Genomic DNA, 17555 nt, shown 5'->3' on the forward strand with positions numbered 1-17555 from the left:
AAGGTGTTTCTAGAAAAGACGGTCGAAAAAAATAAAGAATTAATAAATGTAGCCTTTGAACTCCATAAAAAAGGTGTAATTGAGCCTGATACTTATGTAATTGATTTAGATAGAACTATTGAGAATGCAAGAAGAATTAAAGAAGAAGCTGATAAGTATAATGTTAAATTATATTTCATGTCTAAACAAATTGGTAGAAATCCTTTAGTATGTAAGGAACTTATGAAATTGGGTTATGAAGGTGCAGTTGTAGTAGATTTTAGAGAAGCAGAAGTTATGATAAATAATGGAATAAAGATAGGTCATGTTGGACATCTTGTTCAAATTCCAACTTCATTATTAAAAAAGATAGTTTCAAGTAAACCAGATTATATAACAGTTTATTCTATAGAGAAAGCAAAACAAATAGACCTAGTTTGTAAGGAGCTAGGCATAACTCAGAAGATAATGCTAAGAGTATTAGATGAAAATGATAGCCTTTATTCAGGACAGTATGGTGGTTTTTTCTTGAGTGAGTTAGAGGAGAAGGTTAGTGAACTAATTAGTTTAAAAAATGTAAGGATAGCTGGAATAGCATCTTTTCCATGTTTTTTATATAAAGAATCAGAAAATAAAATTGAGGCAACAAATAATATAAAAACTATTAAAAAAGCAAAAGAAATACTTGAAGAAAAATTTGATTTGAAAATTGATCAATTAAATATGCCTTCAGCTACATGCACAGAAAGCGTTAAGCTAATAAGTGAAAATGGAGGTACTCATGGAGAGCCAGGGCATGGGTTAACTGGTACAACTCCTTTCCATAAATATAATAATACAGCAGAAATCCCAGCTTTAATTTATGTATCGGAAGTATCGCATAATTTACAAGAAAAGTCTTATTGTTATGGTGGAGGACACTATAGAAGATCACATGTAGAAAAAGCTTTAGTAGGAAAGTCATTAGAGGATTCTAAGAAGGTTAAGGTGATTCCACCAACAGATGAAAGTATAGATTATCATTTTGAACTAAGTGAAAATTCAAAAGTTGGAGATACAGTTATTATGGCTTTTAGAAGCCAAATATTTGTTACTAGAAGCAATGTAGCAGTTGTAAAAGGAATTTCAACTAATAAACCTAAGGTAGTAGGATTATACAATTCACTAGGTATGGAAATTAAATAGTTTTGGAAGTGATAGTATGAAAAAGTTTATAGTTGTTGTGTTAGATGGATTTGGAATTGGTGAAATGGATGATGTAAGTAAGTGTAGACCTACAGACATTGGTTCTAATACATGTTTACATATTTTAGAACAGAGAAAAGATTTAATACTCAACAATCTAGAAAAAATAGGATTAATGAATGTATTATCCAAAGAAGTGAATGGTATGAAGTTCAGTAATACTGCAACATGGGGAAAAGGGAAGTTAACTCATTTTGGTGCTGATACATTCTTTGGACATCAGGAAATAATGGGTACAAGACCTAAAAAGCCATTTACTGAACCTTTAAAGGTTAAGATTGATGAAATCTATGAAGTATTAATGAAAGCAGGATACAAGGTAAGATACTCAGAAGGATTTAGTGAGAAATTATTAATTGTAGAAGAAGCCTTAACTGTGGCAGATAATATAGAGTGCGATTTAGGACAGGCTATAAATATTACATCAGCATTGGATATAATACCTTTTAAAGAAGTTTTAAAAATAGGAAAATTAGTTAGAGAAGTTGTAAAAGTTCCAAGAGTTATTACTTTTGGAGGCAAAGGAATTACTTTAGATAATATATTAAATGCTATTGAAGAAAAAGATGGTGGATTTATTGGAGTGAATGCGCCAAAGTCAGGTGTGTATGATGATGGATATGAGTGTATTCATTTGGGATATGGTGTAGATCCTCAAACACAAGTAACTACTATTTTATCTGAAAATAATATACCTGTATATTTACTTGGAAAAGTTGCAGATGTAGTTATCAATGAAAGAGGAAGAAGTATTTCAATGGTAGATACTAAATCTGTTCTAGAAAGAACTATTGAAATAGCTAAAGAGATAAATAATGGGTTTATTTGTTGTAATGTGCAAGAAACAGATCTAGCTGGACATAGTGAAAATGTAGATAGATATGCAGAAAAACTAAAGATTGCAGATAGTCTTATAGGAGAACTTATTAATACTTTAAAAGAAGAAGATATTCTTATAGTTATGGCTGATCATGGGAATGATCCTACAATAGGACATTCAAAACATACTAGAGAGATGGTCCCATTAATGATAACAGGGAAGAATATAAAAACAGGTGTAAATATAGGAGAAAGAGAAACTCTTTCTGATGTAGGTGCTACTGTTGCAGAATATTTTAATGTTGCTTCACCTGAAAATGGAACTAGTTTTTTGAGTAAAATAATATAGAATAGATAATCTCAGTAAATTTTTACTGAGATTATTTTATAGGAGGCCTTATGAGAAAGATTGATAAAGCTATCGTTTTAGCTAAAGATAATTTAAATAAATCTGTAATGGAAATTAATCCTAATATTTTAGAAGAAGTTAAAGAGAAAGATGAAGAATATTTAACTTTTGGAGTTAAAAACACAGGGGATATTCCTAGAAGCTTAATAGATAACATTAGAAATAATAAAAAGTTTTTATGGACAACTATAGATAGGATGTCTCATTTAGGAAGAAGTATAGATACAGAGTTAATAAATCCATTAACTTATAGAGCAATGACAGGATCTTCTTCAGGAACTGCAATAAATGTTTTTAAAGGGATAAATGATTTTGGCATAGGAACAGATGGAGGAGGATCTGTTTTAGCACCAGCACTAAGTTTAAACTTATTTTCATTCTTAGGAAAAGGTGCAGGGTTAGAAATAAGTAAAAAAGGAGTTTCAACAGATAACATTGCTTTTAAGCCAGGAATAGGATTGATTTCAAAAGATCTTCCTACTCTTAAATGTGTAGTTAATGAGTTGATGTCGCTAGAGGAATATTCTTTAAAAGAAGTGAGGGTTGTTATATCTAAGAAGAATACATGTAAAACAATAGAGGGGGAAGATATTTATAATAAAGTTATTAATATTTTAAATAAAATAAAGAGCTATCATAAATTAACTATAGTGGAATATAGATTTCAGGATATATATAATAGGGAAAGTTCCATTAAAGATATTAATAATATTTTTAGTAATGATATTGGTGATATTATCATTAATTTTGAGGGGCCTATAGATTTATATGGATATGATGAAACAATTCAAAAGAGCTTTTTGGGTAATGGGGCAAAAGAAATAACTAAAAATGGAGGAAAAGCATTAGTAAAATCAGCTAATATATGTAGATGTTCGGCTATTACATTACCAGTAAATGAAATTGCATCTGGAATAGTCTTGTGTTCAAAGGAAGGAAAAGAAAAAATACATGGATTATTTGCTTTAGCAGAAGAAATAAATGAGGTTATAAAAAGACCAGATATATATGAAAAATATTTTATTAGAAAAGAAAAGTTCGTTAATTCATTAGATTTTTAAATATAACAAATCATGAAGTTATAGAGAAAGTTAAGAGGCTGTCTTAGGACAGCCTCTTAATATATAAATTCTATATTTTCATTTAATAAAGGCTTTAAGCTTTCAATAAGTTTTTCTCTTCCGTTACTATAAATAGTTTCTACATAGGTTGATTTTCCTTTAGTAATAAGTAAGGAAAACTTATTAGGTCTTTTTGTAGGTTTAATTTCTATCTTAGATATATCACTAAGTTTTATAGTGGTATTACTTGAGATAATTCTATCCTTAAAAATATATATAGTGGTATCAGATAGCAAAAATAGGATGTATTGTGGTAAATACATAAAAGCAAATAAATAATAAAAATTAAATGTGCTGAAATTCATCATTTCATTTATTAGAAGTAAGATTATTATTGCTGAAAATACTAAGAAAAATATTGAAGTCCTTGAGGAGCATCTTACTTTACATATAAGTGATTCTTTATTTGTTTTAGCATAATAAATTGATGAGTTTTTATAAATATAGTAAGTAAGAATTAAAATTAGTAGAATAAAAAGTAAGGCAAAGATAAGTTTCATTATAAACACCTCCCACACAGCTATAGTAAAATTATACCATATGCTTAGAGTCGGCAGGTTAATATTTTTCTTAAATAAACAATAAGAAGTTATTAGTGAATTTTATTTAGAAGATTAAAAAGAGAAATCGCTATGGGATTTCTCTTTTTTACCTTTAGTTACCTTTTAGAGTATTCTCTTATTTCTTTTAATGTAGCATTTTGCAATTGATTTGATAGATTTTCAATCTTTTGAAGATAGTTATCATCTGTAAGCAAATCAGTCTTTGTTGCCATTCTTTCAATTAGTTTGTCACATACTTCCTTTGAGTAGTGAGAACTATCTTTGTAATATTCAAGGTTAAAAGTTATTTGCTTTACATCTTGGAAATCATATATTTCAACATTAGGGTATTCTCTAAGGGTTTCATACATATATTGCTTAAATCTTAATAATCTTAGGTGCTGATCACCACCAACTGTTCTGTTCCAATATAGGATTGAATTTGGTGGGTAGTATAACTTAAAGTTTACATCAGGATTATCCTTTATTATTGAAAGAAGGTTAGCTTCAAAGTTTTTTTGCATAAGGATATAGTGTTCATTGTCTTCAGGGAAGCTTAACATTCTCTTAAAATCATTCTCTAAAGTATTATCTCTTATGTCAGAATAAATTGGAACCTCATAACCATCTAACACTCTGTCATAAGAATAGATTGTATTAGGATTATCTAAATAAAGATTATTTATATCAAACCCTTCAGGAGTTGATTTATTATTAGTATATAATTGTACTGCATCCTTAAAAATAACAAGATTTAAAAGGTATCTTAAGTCATTAAAAGGATTGTTATCATATAAGTATTCAGGGTATGGAGTTCTATGAAAATCTATTTCATTCTTATACATATAACCATCTACACAAACTATTGCATTTTTTACTTTTCCAGTAGAGATTGCTTTTTTTAACACATTTTTTATCTCATAAGGGGTTCCTCCAGAGATAGAAAGCTTAGCTGATTTTGTGTCAAAAGCTTCATCCATTTTGTTAACAGTCATGTTTTCACTCATAGAGCTTCCAACTAAAATAGTTTCATAATCCAAGTTCTTTGCAAATCCAGCAGCTAGATATCTTTGAATATATAAAGACCTGGATTCCATAAATTCTTTTGATGGATTGTTAAAGTTATATATTTGATAAGGGTCTATAGAGTATATTGCAAATCCCATTGTAAATAAGCTTACTAGCATTATACCTAAAAAACCTATACACCATTTTTTATGCTTATTCATTTTGCACCTCCTAAAAGCTCTTGTAAATAAAGTCACTAACTTTATCAAAGTTTAATGTTGAAATGAAAGTAAGTAATGAAGCTAGTACTAAATTTACAAAAGTAGGATTAAAGTCCTCAGTTGAAATAATATTTTTAAAGTCTACACATATAAGTATAAAACCTATAATTGCAATCTTTAGAGCCATAACAAAATCAGAACCAAAGTCTAAGTTTGCTAGAGCATCTTTTAAGAAATTAAAGTTTCCATTTATAAAGAAATCTGCTCCAAATAATATAATTAATATGGAAAGAGATATTTTTATTATCAATTTATTGTTAATCTTATTAAGTTTATTTATCTTACTTAAAGTAACTAGAAGGACTGCAATTATTAATATTGTAGTTATAACCTTAAAGTTATCCTTAAATAAAGGAAGTATTTCTGGGATAAATGAGAAGTCAAACATTGCTTTTAAAACTTTAAATGCAGACTTTAAATCAGTTGCTCTAAAAAATACCCAAGCAATATTTACAAAGTTAAATGTAATAAATATAGATAAATATTTATTTACATGTATTTTTTTATCTATAAATATTTGATTAATTACACGTGCAATTCCGTGTAAGATACCCCATATAATAAATCCCAAGCCCGTACCATGCCATATTCCACTTATTAAGAAGATAATAAATAAGTTTAAGTATGTTCGTGCTTGTCCTTTTCTATTTCCTCCTAAAGGAATATAAAGATATCTAGTAAAGAAGGTACCTAAAGCTATATGCCAACGCTGCCAAAATTCCTTTATAGACCTAGATTTGTAAGGAGTATTAAAGTTCATTGGTAAATTTATATTGAACAGTGCAGCTATTCCTATTGCCATATCACTATATCCGCTAAAGTCAAAATATATTTGAAGAGTATAGCTTAATGCTGTAATCCACCCCTCAAGAAAATTTAAATTTGAACTTAGATCAAATCCATTAGTAACTATTAGTGCAATTGTATCTGCAATAATTACCTTTTTAAATAATCCAATGGAAAATAGGAATATTCCTTTAGAAATACTAGCATAATTTACTTCACTTTTACTGCTTTTATCTAGCTCTTCAGTTAATGAATTATAGTTAACTAAAGGGCCTGAAATAACCTTAGGGAAAAATGTTATGTAAAATAGATAATTTAAAAATGAAAAATCATTAACATTTCTTTTATAGCTATCATAAAGTAATGATATTTGCTGGAATGTAATAAAGCTTATTCCTAGCGGGAATACAATATTTTTAAAGTTAAAGTATTTAAAGAAACATAAAAATAATATGTTTAAAGTAATTCCTAAAATTAAGAAGCTTTTGGTGAGGCTTGTATTATTTTTAGATAAAATTACTTTGGTAAATATATAATTAGTTATTATAGATAAGAAAAATATAAGAATAACTTTTGGGTTATTAGCTCCATAAAAGAAAAGGGAGGCTAGACATAACCAAAATACAAGAGATTTCTTATTATTTAACTTATGTAAACCATAATATCCAATTAAGGATATTGGTAAAAAGAAAATTAAAAATTCATAAGAGTTAAAGCTCATAATTTATCCTCCATAAAATAAGATGTCATGAAATATTATATCTTATTTTATCAATATTTTTCCAAAAAATAAGGGAATCTTAAGAAAATATTTTAATATTTGTAAGATTAGAGGGATACAAATAGAAACTTAAAAACCATTATTATTTCTATAGGATATAGGTGATAGCCCTTCCTTTTCTTTAAATTTCTTAGAAAAATGACTTGAATCTGAATATCCAAGCTGTTGAGCTATTTCAATCATAGTTTTAGAGGTGGTTTTTAAGAGAATTTTAGCTCTATTTATCTTAACTTCATGTACATATTCATTAATGGATATACCCATAGTTTTTTTGAATAATGTACTAATATATGAAGCAGAAACGTTAAGTTCATTAGCCATTTTATTTAAGGAAAAGTAGTTTTCTATATGCATGTGTATATATCTTAAGGAACGGTTAACAGTTAAGCTATTTGTAACCTCCATATTAGATATAATTCTAGTAATATATTGTTTAAATATCTCTATTTCTAGCTCCTGCAAATCTTTTAGTGAAGTACATTTTAGTATTTCTAAATAAAATTTATTATAAATATCGTGAAGAGCTGTTTTTATTATCCTATCCTTAATTACTTCCTTTGATAAAAAAGCATTCCAAATAATAAGGTCATGTTTTTTTTCTAAGATATCCTTATCTATTGAATTTTCATATTCATGTTTCTTTTTTAATCTCTCTAAAATTTGAGGAAAGTTATTTGTCTTTATCAAAATAAAGAAGTCAGTATAAAAGAAATCGTCATCTCCAATAAACTTATCCATATCATCACTCCTAATATATTATATAAAAATTATACAAAAAAACTAAAAAATATAAAAGCTATAAAGTTGTATGGTGCTATAATTCAAGTGAATTTAATAATTTGAGAGGTATTTATATGAAAGAGATAAAAAGCAAGCTTCTTTCAATAACTTGGCCAATAATGATAGAGCTTATACTAATGTATTTATTAGGTAGTATTGATATATTCATGCTTGGTAAATATTCAGATGAAGCAGTAGCAATAGTTGGAGTATCTAACCAAATAATATGGATGGTAAACCTTATGTTTGTAGTAATTACATCTGGGACAACCATTTTATTAACTCAATACTTTGGCTCCAATAAGGATGAAAAAAATATAGTTGAAATTTGTGGCTTATCAATAGGAGTAAATGGAGTTCTTGGTATAGTTTTAAGTATAGTAATAATTCTTGGTGGGGAGTTTATGTTTAAATTGTTAAACACTCCAAGTGAATTAATTTCTATGGGTAATACTTATATGGGGATTGTTGGTGGAGCAAGTTTTGTTGCAGCAATAATGATGACATTTACAGCAATATTAAGAGCATATGGACTTACAAAAACCTGTATGAAGATAACTATATTAATGAATGTAGTAAATGTAATAGGGAATTATATATTGATATTTGGTAATTTTGGATTTCCACAGCTAGGGATTGCAGGTGCAGCTATATCAACTACATTAAGTAAGGTTATAGCTTGTATTTTTTTAGGATATAGAGTTTATAAGGTGGTTATGAATAAGTTTAAATTGGATTTATTTAAAATATTTCCTGTTAATCATTTAAAAAATATAGTTTCAATAGGACTTCCAACATTAGGAGAACAACTTTCATATAACTTAAGCCAATTAGTTATAACAAGCATAATAAATACCATAGGTATAGCCAGTATGGCTACAAAAACTTATGTTGGAAATATTGCTTTTTTAGCCTATCTTTTTGCACAAGGGGTTGCCCAAGGGGGAAGTATTTTAATAGGAAGGCTTATTGGTGAAGGTGAAAAAGATAAAGCATTTAACTTATTTAAATACTGTGTTACTAGATCTCTAATTGTAACAATTAGTATGAGTATTTTACTTGCTATAGTTGGAAAGTATATATTGGCAATATTTACAACTAATGAAGAGATATTATCATTAGGAAGTCAGGTTTTATTTGTAAATATATTTCTTGAGTTTGGAAGGACAACGAATCTTATAGGTATTAATGGTTTAAGAGCAACTGGAGATGTAAAGTTTCCTGTATATATAGCAATATTTTCAATGTGGACTTTTGCTGTTGGAATTTCTTATGTTTTAGGTATAGGGCTAGGACTTGGGTTAATTGGAGTATGGATAGGATTTGCATTAGATGAAATCATAAGAGGAGTTTTAGTGGCATTAAGGTGGAAATCAAGAAAGTGGGAAGAAAAATCATTTGTTAGATAGAGAAGGAGAGGATAAAATGTGTGGCAGAATAACAAGAGAAGGAATTTTTCATCTTCCAAAGAGTAATTATTCTTATGGATATGATAGTGAAACCTTACATTTAAGGATTAGGACCAAAAAAGGAGAAGTAAAAAAAGCTTATTTAAGAATTGGAGATCCTTATATATGGGAAGTTGGGGGAGCAGATGGTGGTAACTTAGGTGCTGGAGGTACAGGATGGAAAGCTGAAACTCTTCCTATGAAAAAAGAGGTTGAAACAGAGTATTTTGATTATTGGATAGGAGAATATAAGCCAGAAAAAAAGAGGTCGAGATATGCATTTATATTAGAAGGGAAAGAGGAAAAAATCCTTTTTACTGAAAAGAAGATATATGAATTAGGAAAAAATGATGATATCTATATATTAAGCAAAGTCTCTGATTTCTTTTGTTTCCCTTATTTGAATAATATAGATGTTCCTAAATCACCAGAATGGGCAAAAGATATGATTTGGTATCAAATATTTCCTGATAGATTTAATAATGGAGATCCATCTATAAATCCTGAAGGAGTGGAGCCTTGGGGAACAGAGCCAACAGGTAAAAACTTCATGGGAGGGGACTTAAGAGGAATAATAGAGAAACTTGATTATTTAGAGGATTTGGGAATTACAGGATTATATCTATGTCCTATTTTTAAAGCAACATCTAATCATAGATATGAAACAATCGATTATTTCCAAATTGATCCAGCCTTAGGAGATAAAGAAACTTTCAAAGAATTAGTTGATGAGTTGCATAAAAGAAATATGAAAATATTATTAGATGGTGTGTTTAATCATATGGGATATTTTTCACCTCAATGGCAGGATGTAATTAAAAATGGTGAAAAATCTAAATTTAAGGATTGGTTTCATATAAATAAGTTCCCAGCAGTAGATAGGCCACTAGAAAAATTAGATGGTAGAAACCTAAATTATGAAACCTTTGGAAGAACCCCTAAAATGCCAAAATTAAATACAGAAAATCCAGATGTTGTTGAGTACTTACTAAAGGTTGGGGAGTACTGGTCTGGTGAAATGAATATTGATGGTTGGAGATTAGATGTAAGTAATGAAATTGATCATGTGTTTTGGAGAAAGTTTAAGGAAAGAATATTAGCAGTAAATCCTAACAGTTATATAGTAGGAGAGATATGGCATGATTCTTTACCTTGGCTTATGGGGGATCAATTTAATGGTGTTATGAATTATCCATTAGGAGATGGGATTAAAGACTTCTTTTGCTATGATTGTGCTAATGGAGAAGAGTTTAAATACATGATTAATAAAGTAAATGTAAGCTATCCAAAGCAAGTAAATGAAGTGATGTTTAATCTTTTAGATAGCCATGATACTCCTAGAATTCTTACATTAGCTAAAGGTAGTAAAGAGAAGGTAAAGTTAGCATTATTATTTATGTTTACTCAAGCTGGTTCTCCTTGCATTTATTATGGTACAGAAATAGGCATGGAAGGTAATCAAGGTAATGGGCAAGAGTTTCATAGAAGATGTATGGCTTGGGATAAAGAAAAACAAGACAAGGATATGTTAGATTTTACTAAAAAATTAATAAATATGAGAAAAGTAAATCCACAGCTTAAAGCACTAGAAAATAAGTGGGTGATAGCAGGAAAAAATACTCCTGTTTTGATATATAAAAAGGAAGATATAACGGTAATAATTAATAATTCAAAGGAGGAAATAGTTATACCTTTCATGGATGAACTAAAAAATAGAAAAGCATTTGATGTATTTAATGAAGAGAATATAGATCTTAAGGAGTCTATAAAATTAAAGGGATATGAATTTAAAGTACTATTATAATTGAAATATAAATTCTTAAATAATGTTATTTACAAATAAAAAAGACTAGAAAATGGATATAAAACATTTTCTAGTCTTTTTATCATGTATTTAAGCAATTAAATACCTCAGGTAAATTTCTTGAAAGATAATTAGCTACTTCATCTTTATATAAGTGATTAATGTTTTCTGATAGGGTAGTATTATCAAATTCTATTTGTAATTTAAATAATGTTTTTCTTTTGGTATCTAATATTTTAACTTTTTTTATTGATGAATACTCAATGAACTTACCATGCATAAATAGACCATTATCAAAGAAATATAGATATTTATTAACATAGTATTCAATAATTTCGTTTATACCATCTAAAATGATTATTAAAAAAAGAATAGTAGCTATAGAAGTTTTAATCAGAATAATTAAGGTGATAATTGTTAATGATACTGTGAAATAAGTAGTTAAATTAGAATTAAGTTTAACTTTATAGATAGGATCTGTTTTATGCTTTTTAATATAATGAGTGGCTGATCTGAAGTATGATACCACCATTCCAATAGCATAGAGAAATAAAATGATTAAGTAATAATGTATATTAGTATTATTTTACAATATAAAGAAAGGGGTGAGAAGTTCAATATATGTATTATTGTAATAGATAAGGTTAAATAATATAATATAGCTATGAGTCATAAGTGGAGGATAATATGAGATTTGATGTGGATTATAATTTAGATATATGCTTAAAGAATGAAATAATAAAAATAAAAGAATGCATATTAGGAATCCTTAAGGTTACTGATATATATCTTTTTGGATCAATTTCGAAAGGAATGTATTCTAAGTATAGCGATATAGATATATTAGCTTTAATTGATGAAGATAAATCAATTAGAGAATTAAAAGAGTTGAGACATTTTTTGGAAGATAAGATAGAAGAGCTTGGAATAGAAAGAGACGTGGATTTAAAGTTATATACTAAAAGGAGATTTTTAGAATTATCATTAAGCCCATCATTTGAACAAGCAATTACTAAGGATTTAATAGATATAAGGAGATGGTAACATTGGTAAAGAGAGATATGTTTTATTTTGCAGATATAGATGAAAAATTTATTTATAATACAAAGAATATAGAGGGGTTAGAAGATGGAGTGTTAGTACACTGTCAACAATGTATAGAAAAAAACTTAAAAGGTATAATTACTAAAAAGTATGGAGTGGTAAATAGGGAACATAATCTTGTGAAATTATTAGAAACTTTATATTTGAGTGATTTTCCAAAGCTTAAAGAATATAAGGGACTTTGCAGAGAATTAAAGGATTTTTATTTTAGTCGTAGATATGCATCAGATGATTATGAAATATTAGATCATAATGAATATGAGGAATATTTAGAAAGATTTTTTGAGTTACTCAATGAATTAAAAGAAATTAGAAAATCAATGGAGCTGACGCAATAGAGAAAATTTGTTTTTCTATTGCGACGCTTTTTTTATATGAAAAAATATAGCTTCTTAAGTTCTTAAAAAGTTAAGAACTTAAGAAGTTATAGTAAAAATGCGGTGTTGAATTGATTTTTGTGAGATAAATTCTAATTAGAATATATCATATACTATATTTAAATCTAACTTATTTGCAAATTCGTAGGCTTTATCCATATTTTCATCCCATAAGTCTTTAGGATTATGGCAGTCAGAATTTATAATTACTCTTAAATTATTTTTACTAACCTTTTTCCAAAAGTTTTCATGAGGATAATGATACCTTTTTCCATCACAGAATTCATTTATTCCACGTCTTACACCATTTCCATTAATCTCAAGGATCATGTTATATTTCTTTGCACCTTGGATTATAATATCACATGCCTTTTCGCAATTATCATCCCAAGGAAAGTCATTTAAAAATATTAAGTCAGGATGGCAAAGAAATTTAAAGAATCCTGTGCTAAATGCTTCAACTATGCTATTAGCATAAGATATGTATTCATCAGTACTAGTTAATTCAAATGAGTTGCAAAAATTCCCCTTATGAGTAAATACATGTTGACCTAAAGCTAAGTAATCTAGATGTAGTTCATTTAATAAGTATTTATAGTAATCATAAGAATTTGGGTCGTATTCAATTTCTAGACCACAATATAATTTGATTTTGTCTTTATATTTTTCTTTTAGTTTTTCTACTGTAGAAATATATTCAGGAAGTTCTTTATATTCCATTCTAAAACCTAGTCTATCATCAGGATATGGTCCATGGTCACTCATACCTAAGGTAGTAAGGTTTTGATTTATAGCTTCAATTACATAATCTTCTTCATTTCCAACTGCATGTTTACATCTATATGTATGTGTGTGAAAGTTAACTTTGTTCTTCATAAAATCCTCCTTAGTAGTTTTATACTATTATAATTGTAATACAAAGGAGGACGTAATAAAAGGGTAGCATAGGGAATAAGAGTAGCTACTATTTATATGCTAATTTATCTGGATAAGTATATAAAGCCGTTATTCCTACCTTTTCTTCTAATAATTTAACAAACTCACTTTTAGTAATTATTAATTCAATATTACATACAAGGAAAATAATATATTTATTGCTTTTTTATATTATAAAGGAATAAATAAATTATAGGAGAATACTGATATATATGTATAATAATGGGGGGGCTTATTATGAGTAAATTCTTTAACTATCAAAATTTAAAATTTAATAAATTACTAAGCATAATATTAATCATTGCAACTATATCTAATGGTATTGGGTCACTTTTGTTATTAACGCCAATTATAAATCCATTACTATTAAAGAAAATTCCTTATACCTTTAATGAAATTATTTGTTATTTTATTCTATCATTAATATCTTTTGCCTCATTTATTTTAATCCTTAGAAAAAATAAAATAGGAGTATTTATAATATATCTATTAGTTTTAATAGATTGTACTTATTTGTTAATTATTGGAGATTTGACAACTTTGATACCAAGGCTATTCTTATGGCTATTTCTTGCATATCTACTTTACAAAGATAAAAATCTCTTTAAATAATGAAATATGACTTTTAAAAACTTCTCAAAAATTAATATTTAAAATAATTTAGTATAGGAGGTGATATTATGAAATGTCCATATTGCTCTAATACCATGATAGCTGGAAACTTAATTGGTGATCGTTATGCAAATACTTAGGAATCTGATGATCCTAATTCTAAAGCTAGCTATATATACCTAAAAAGAGGTAGCTATTTTAAATGGAAAATCATTCAAAATCAAGCCTTTGTATGTCCTACTTGTAATAAAATGATTATTTATCTTGAAGTTGATAAAAATCGTTCTAAATATTAGTGAAAAATAACTCTTCTGGAGTTTTATATTTCAGTATTCTTCTTGGAAGAGTTTTCATCCAATCTTCTACAAAAGCAATATCATAACATGGATAATTTACTATGGATTTTTTATTAGTTCAGTTTTATTTTTCAATTAGTCAAGATAAAATTTATATAAATCAGATTTGGGTTTTCTTATGACTGAAAGAATTTTGTAATACATATATCTGTATAGTATTCAAGCAGATTGAATATATATTCTTTAATATTATTAAATTTAAAACCTAGACTTTCTACTCTAGATATGTCCAAATTAGAATCAAAGATTCCATTATACTTTCCATTTATTCCATCACTACTTATTATCATTTTTTTACCTGTAGATTTTTCAATATATTCTATAATTTCTTTAATGGTTATAGATCCATAACTTGCAGCATTTATTGGACCCACATAATCAACATTACTTAACCAAGCTAAGAAATCACCTGCTTCTTTATCACTAATAAAACTTAAATTCGAATCAATATTATTAATATTTGTACTTTTGTTTAATATATTATTTTCTACATATGAATAAAGTCTTTTTGTATAATCATCTTTAGAAAGTACTACTGGAAACCTAACAGCTACAGTTTTAATATTATAATTTTGAAATACTACTGCCTCTGATAGTCTTTTTCCCTCTGCATAAGAAAAATCATTTCTATCTCCATAAATAACTTTATAAATATATGGATTAAATTCTTCCTCTTTTATATTTTTATTAAATTTATAGACAGCTGAACTTGATATTATTATGTATCTATCTGTTTTATCCTCAATTACATCACATAAGTCTCTTGCTGAATTAGGAGAATAACATAAATTATCATATATAATATCAAAATACTTTCCTTCTAAAGCTTTTTCAATACTTTTTTTATTTTCTCTATCTATAATTATCCTAGTTACCAAATCTCCATAACTATCTTGAGTTAAACCTCTTGTAGCTATAGTTACATTATGTCCACGCTCAATTAAATTTCTAACTAATACTTTCCCAAAAAGTCTAGTGCCACCTAAAATTAAAATATTCATTTCTACATCTCCTTTTTAACACATCTCTTATAACATTATAAAACTATAGTTGAATATTTATCTATAATTAGTTAGATTTTACATATAAAAATATGCCATAACATGTTAATAACCTATGCTACAGTATATTAATCTCTTATATCTTAACTAGTATATTGCCTTCTTATCTATTTTTAATAGAATATTAAGATACACTATAACAGATGATTTAAAGAAGATTGATGAAATAGTAAAGAGAGATAATTTTTGTTTGGCTTCTCCAATTAATCTAGCAACAAGATCATATCAATCATCTTTGTTTTCCCTTACTGCTATAACTGGCACTCTTTTATGCCTTTTATATCACTTAAGATTAAAAATAGATGTTCTATGACTTAAATATACATTATATATATTTTTATTTAAACTCCTCCTATTTCTTTTCTTAATTTGACTTTAAATATGAAGTTGCTACACTTTTTGGTAAAATATATAAAGGAGGGGTGGTTTTTATGAAGAGAATTTTGTTAGTTGAAGATGAAAAAGAGATTTCTTTAATGGTTAAGAATTATTTAACTAAGGAAGGGTATATAGTTGATACTGCTTTTAATGGTGAAGAGGGGCTATTTCAATTTAGGCAGAAGGATTATTCCTTAGTTATCTTAGATATAATGATGCCAAAGATGGATGGTATTGAGCTTATAAAAAGAATAAGAGAAAAGAGTAATGTGCCAGCAATTATTTTATCAGCAAAGGATGGAGAAATAGATAAGGCTTTAGGACTAGGATTTGGTGCTGATGATTATGTAGCCAAACCTTTTTCAATGGTTGAGTTATCTGCAAGGGTTAAGGCTGCAATAAGAAGAGCTACTGAGTATTCTAATGAAGAAGTTAAGCAAAATAAAGTAATCAAAGTAGATAATTTAATAATAGATATAAATAATTATTCAGTAAAAAGAGGAGATGAGGATTTAAAGTTAACAAATAAGGAGTTTGAAATATTTAAGCTTTTTTTAACTAATCCTAATATAGTTTTTACCAAGGAACAGATTTATAGACAAGTATGGGAAGATGAGTTTATGGGAGATGACAATATAATAAATGTTCATATAAGAAGATTAAGGGAAAAGGTAGAGAGAGATCCATCAAAACCTAAATATATAAAAACTCTATGGGGAATAGGGTATAAGTATGAGAGGAAAGAGTAATGAAATTAGTTTTGTGGGTAGTAATAATAATTCTCCTATCTGTAATTATTTATGATAAATATAGGTTAAGAAGAATAACAAAGGACATTAAGTTTATTTCAGATGAGCTTAATAAGTTTAATGAAGATGAGATGTGTAAAACTTTATTGCTTCCTACTGATAAATTAGAGCTAAGAAGGTTATTAGTTGGTATAAATGATTTAATCAACTTTAATAGGAGGGAAAAGACCTTAAGAATAAATAAGGAAACTACTATAAATAATATGCTTTCTAATGTATCTCATGATTTAAAGACTCCTTTAACAGTAATTATGGGGTATATAGAAATTTTAATTAAGGATTCTACTATTTCAGAAGTTGAAAGAAATGAGATTTTAAATAAGATAAATACTCGTTCTAAGGAGGTACTAGAATTAGTAAATAAATTTTTTACCCTTGCAAAACTTGAAAGTGGAGATAAGAAAATAGACCTTGAAAAAATTGATTTAAGAGAGATTTCCAGGGAAATTATATTATCTTATTATGATATTTTATCCAATGAAGAATTTCAGGTTAATATTAATATGCCAGAGGAATCAGCTTATGTTTTAGGAAATAAGGAAGGGGTTGAGAGAGTAATTAATAATCTTATCAACAATGCATACAAGTATGGGGGAAGTGGTAAGTATTTAGGTTTCAACATAATTAAGGATGAGGAAAATACATTTATAGAAGTAATTGATAGAGGTAGAGGTATTTCAAAGGAAGAGCAGAAGAAAGTGTTTGAAAGAAGCTATATAGGAGAGTCATCAAGAAATAAAGAAGCTTCAGGAAGTGGACTAGGCCTTGCTATAAGTAAAAAGCTAGTTGAAAATATGGAGGGGGCTATAGAAGTGGAAAGTGAACAGGGGAAGGAAACTGTATTTAGGGTTGCTCTTAAGAACTTCACTGTTTAACTTAAGAACTATGTAAGAAATAAGAGATAAAATAGTTAAAAGTT

General features: G+C 27.5%; 17 protein-coding genes and 1 pseudogene. 10 read left to right on the plus strand and 8 right to left on the minus strand.

What is annotated here, in order from left to right; genetic code table 11:
* The first annotated feature begins 3 nt into the window (after positions 1–3).
* The 3 genes from G594_RS0117390 to G594_RS0117400 are packed head-to-tail and all read left to right on the plus strand — an operon-like array spanning position 4 to position 3513.
* Positions 4–1164, plus strand: coding sequence for a YhfX family PLP-dependent enzyme (locus G594_RS0117390; RefSeq protein ID WP_027099715.1), 1161 nt, complete (start codon positions 4–6; stop codon positions 1162–1164).
* Positions 1165–1180: 16 nt separating this feature from the next.
* Complete coding sequence (locus G594_RS0117395) at positions 1181–2392, plus strand: phosphopentomutase (RefSeq protein ID WP_027099716.1); 1212 nt, start codon at positions 1181–1183, stop codon at positions 2390–2392.
* Positions 2393–2442: 50 nt separating this feature from the next.
* On the plus strand, positions 2443–3513 hold the full coding sequence (locus G594_RS0117400) for an amidase family protein (RefSeq protein WP_051196078.1): 1071 nt from the start codon (positions 2443–2445) through the stop codon (positions 3511–3513).
* A gap of 56 nt (positions 3514–3569) precedes the next feature.
* On the opposite strand, the gene G594_RS0117405 is transcribed toward G594_RS0117400, so the two are convergent.
* The 4 genes from G594_RS0117405 to G594_RS0117420 all read right to left on the minus strand — a co-directional run bounded on the left by G594_RS0117405 (position 3570) and on the right by G594_RS0117420 (position 7709).
* On the minus strand, positions 3570–4073 hold the full coding sequence (locus G594_RS0117405) for a hypothetical protein (RefSeq protein ID WP_027099718.1): 504 nt from the start codon (positions 4071–4073) through the stop codon (positions 3570–3572).
* 158 nt (positions 4074–4231) lie between these two features.
* A complete protein-coding gene (locus G594_RS0117410; RefSeq protein ID WP_027099719.1) occupies positions 4232–5344 on the minus strand; it encodes a hypothetical protein in 1113 nt (370 codons plus the stop codon).
* A gap of 10 nt (positions 5345–5354) precedes the next feature.
* Positions 5355–6911 (minus strand): MBOAT family O-acyltransferase, encoded by a 1557-nt coding sequence (locus G594_RS0117415; RefSeq protein WP_027099720.1) that lies wholly within the window; start codon positions 6909–6911, stop codon positions 5355–5357.
* Positions 6912–7040: 129 nt separating this feature from the next.
* Positions 7041–7709, minus strand: a complete 669-nt coding sequence (locus G594_RS0117420; RefSeq protein ID WP_027099721.1) for a helix-turn-helix transcriptional regulator — start codon at positions 7707–7709, stop codon at positions 7041–7043.
* Positions 7710–7825: 116 nt separating this feature from the next.
* Here G594_RS0117420 and G594_RS0117425 point away from each other — a divergent pair, with 116 nt between their 5' ends.
* Positions 7826–9160: an MATE family efflux transporter gene (locus G594_RS0117425; RefSeq protein WP_027099722.1), complete on the plus strand. Its 1335-nt coding sequence runs from the start codon at positions 7826–7828 to the stop codon at positions 9158–9160.
* Complete coding sequence (locus G594_RS0117430; protein ID WP_242829746.1) at positions 9150–11003, plus strand: glycoside hydrolase family 13 protein; 1854 nt, start codon at positions 9150–9152, stop codon at positions 11001–11003. The genes G594_RS0117425 and G594_RS0117430 overlap by 11 nt, the downstream gene beginning before the upstream one ends.
* An 82-nt stretch (positions 11004–11085) precedes the next feature.
* Here the strand turns inward: G594_RS0117430 and G594_RS0117435 are convergent, their stop codons facing one another.
* Positions 11086–11535 (minus strand): hypothetical protein, encoded by a 450-nt coding sequence (locus tag G594_RS0117435; protein ID WP_141668618.1) that lies wholly within the window; start codon positions 11533–11535, stop codon positions 11086–11088.
* Between the two features lie 155 nt (positions 11536–11690).
* On the opposite strand from G594_RS0117435, the gene G594_RS0117440 reads away from it, so the two are divergent.
* Together G594_RS0117440 and G594_RS0117445 are read left to right on the plus strand one after the other, a co-directional pair.
* Entirely contained in the window at positions 11691–12047 is a 357-nt protein-coding gene (locus G594_RS0117440; RefSeq protein WP_027099725.1) for a nucleotidyltransferase family protein, read from the plus strand.
* Positions 12048–12049: 2 nt separating this feature from the next.
* Positions 12050–12445 (plus strand): HEPN domain-containing protein, encoded by a 396-nt coding sequence (locus tag G594_RS0117445; protein WP_027099726.1) that lies wholly within the window; start codon positions 12050–12052, stop codon positions 12443–12445.
* Between the two features lie 135 nt (positions 12446–12580).
* Here the strand turns inward: G594_RS0117445 and G594_RS0117450 are convergent, their stop codons facing one another.
* On the minus strand, positions 12581–13360 hold the full coding sequence (locus tag G594_RS0117450; protein WP_027099727.1) for a histidinol-phosphatase: 780 nt from the start codon (positions 13358–13360) through the stop codon (positions 12581–12583).
* A gap of 297 nt (positions 13361–13657) precedes the next feature.
* On the opposite strand from G594_RS0117450, the gene G594_RS0117455 reads away from it, so the two are divergent.
* On the plus strand, positions 13658–14032 hold the full coding sequence (locus tag G594_RS0117455; protein ID WP_027099728.1) for a hypothetical protein: 375 nt from the start codon (positions 13658–13660) through the stop codon (positions 14030–14032).
* A gap of 285 nt (positions 14033–14317) precedes the next feature.
* On the opposite strand, the pseudogene G594_RS20770 reads toward G594_RS0117455, so the two are convergent.
* A pseudogene (locus tag G594_RS20770) lies at positions 14318–14431 on the minus strand (IS30 family transposase); the annotation flags it as partial.
* A 73-nt stretch (positions 14432–14504) separates the two neighbouring features.
* Positions 14505–15389: an NAD-dependent epimerase/dehydratase family protein gene (locus G594_RS0117460; RefSeq protein WP_027099729.1), complete on the minus strand. Its 885-nt coding sequence runs from the start codon at positions 15387–15389 to the stop codon at positions 14505–14507.
* Positions 15390–15880: 491 nt separating this feature from the next.
* On the opposite strand from G594_RS0117460, the gene G594_RS0117465 reads away from it, so the two are divergent.
* Both G594_RS0117465 and G594_RS0117470 read left to right on the plus strand, forming a co-directional pair.
* Positions 15881–16576, plus strand: a complete 696-nt coding sequence (locus G594_RS0117465; RefSeq protein WP_027099730.1) for a response regulator transcription factor — start codon at positions 15881–15883, stop codon at positions 16574–16576.
* Positions 16576–17511, plus strand: coding sequence for a sensor histidine kinase (locus G594_RS0117470; protein WP_027099731.1), 936 nt, complete (start codon positions 16576–16578; stop codon positions 17509–17511). Before G594_RS0117465 ends, G594_RS0117470 begins: the two co-directional genes overlap by 1 nt.
* Positions 17512–17555 lie beyond the last annotated feature (44 nt).

It is taken from the genome of Clostridium paraputrificum AGR2156 (assembly GCF_000424025.1).
GTDB lineage: Bacteria > Bacillota > Clostridia > Clostridiales > Clostridiaceae > Clostridium > Clostridium paraputrificum.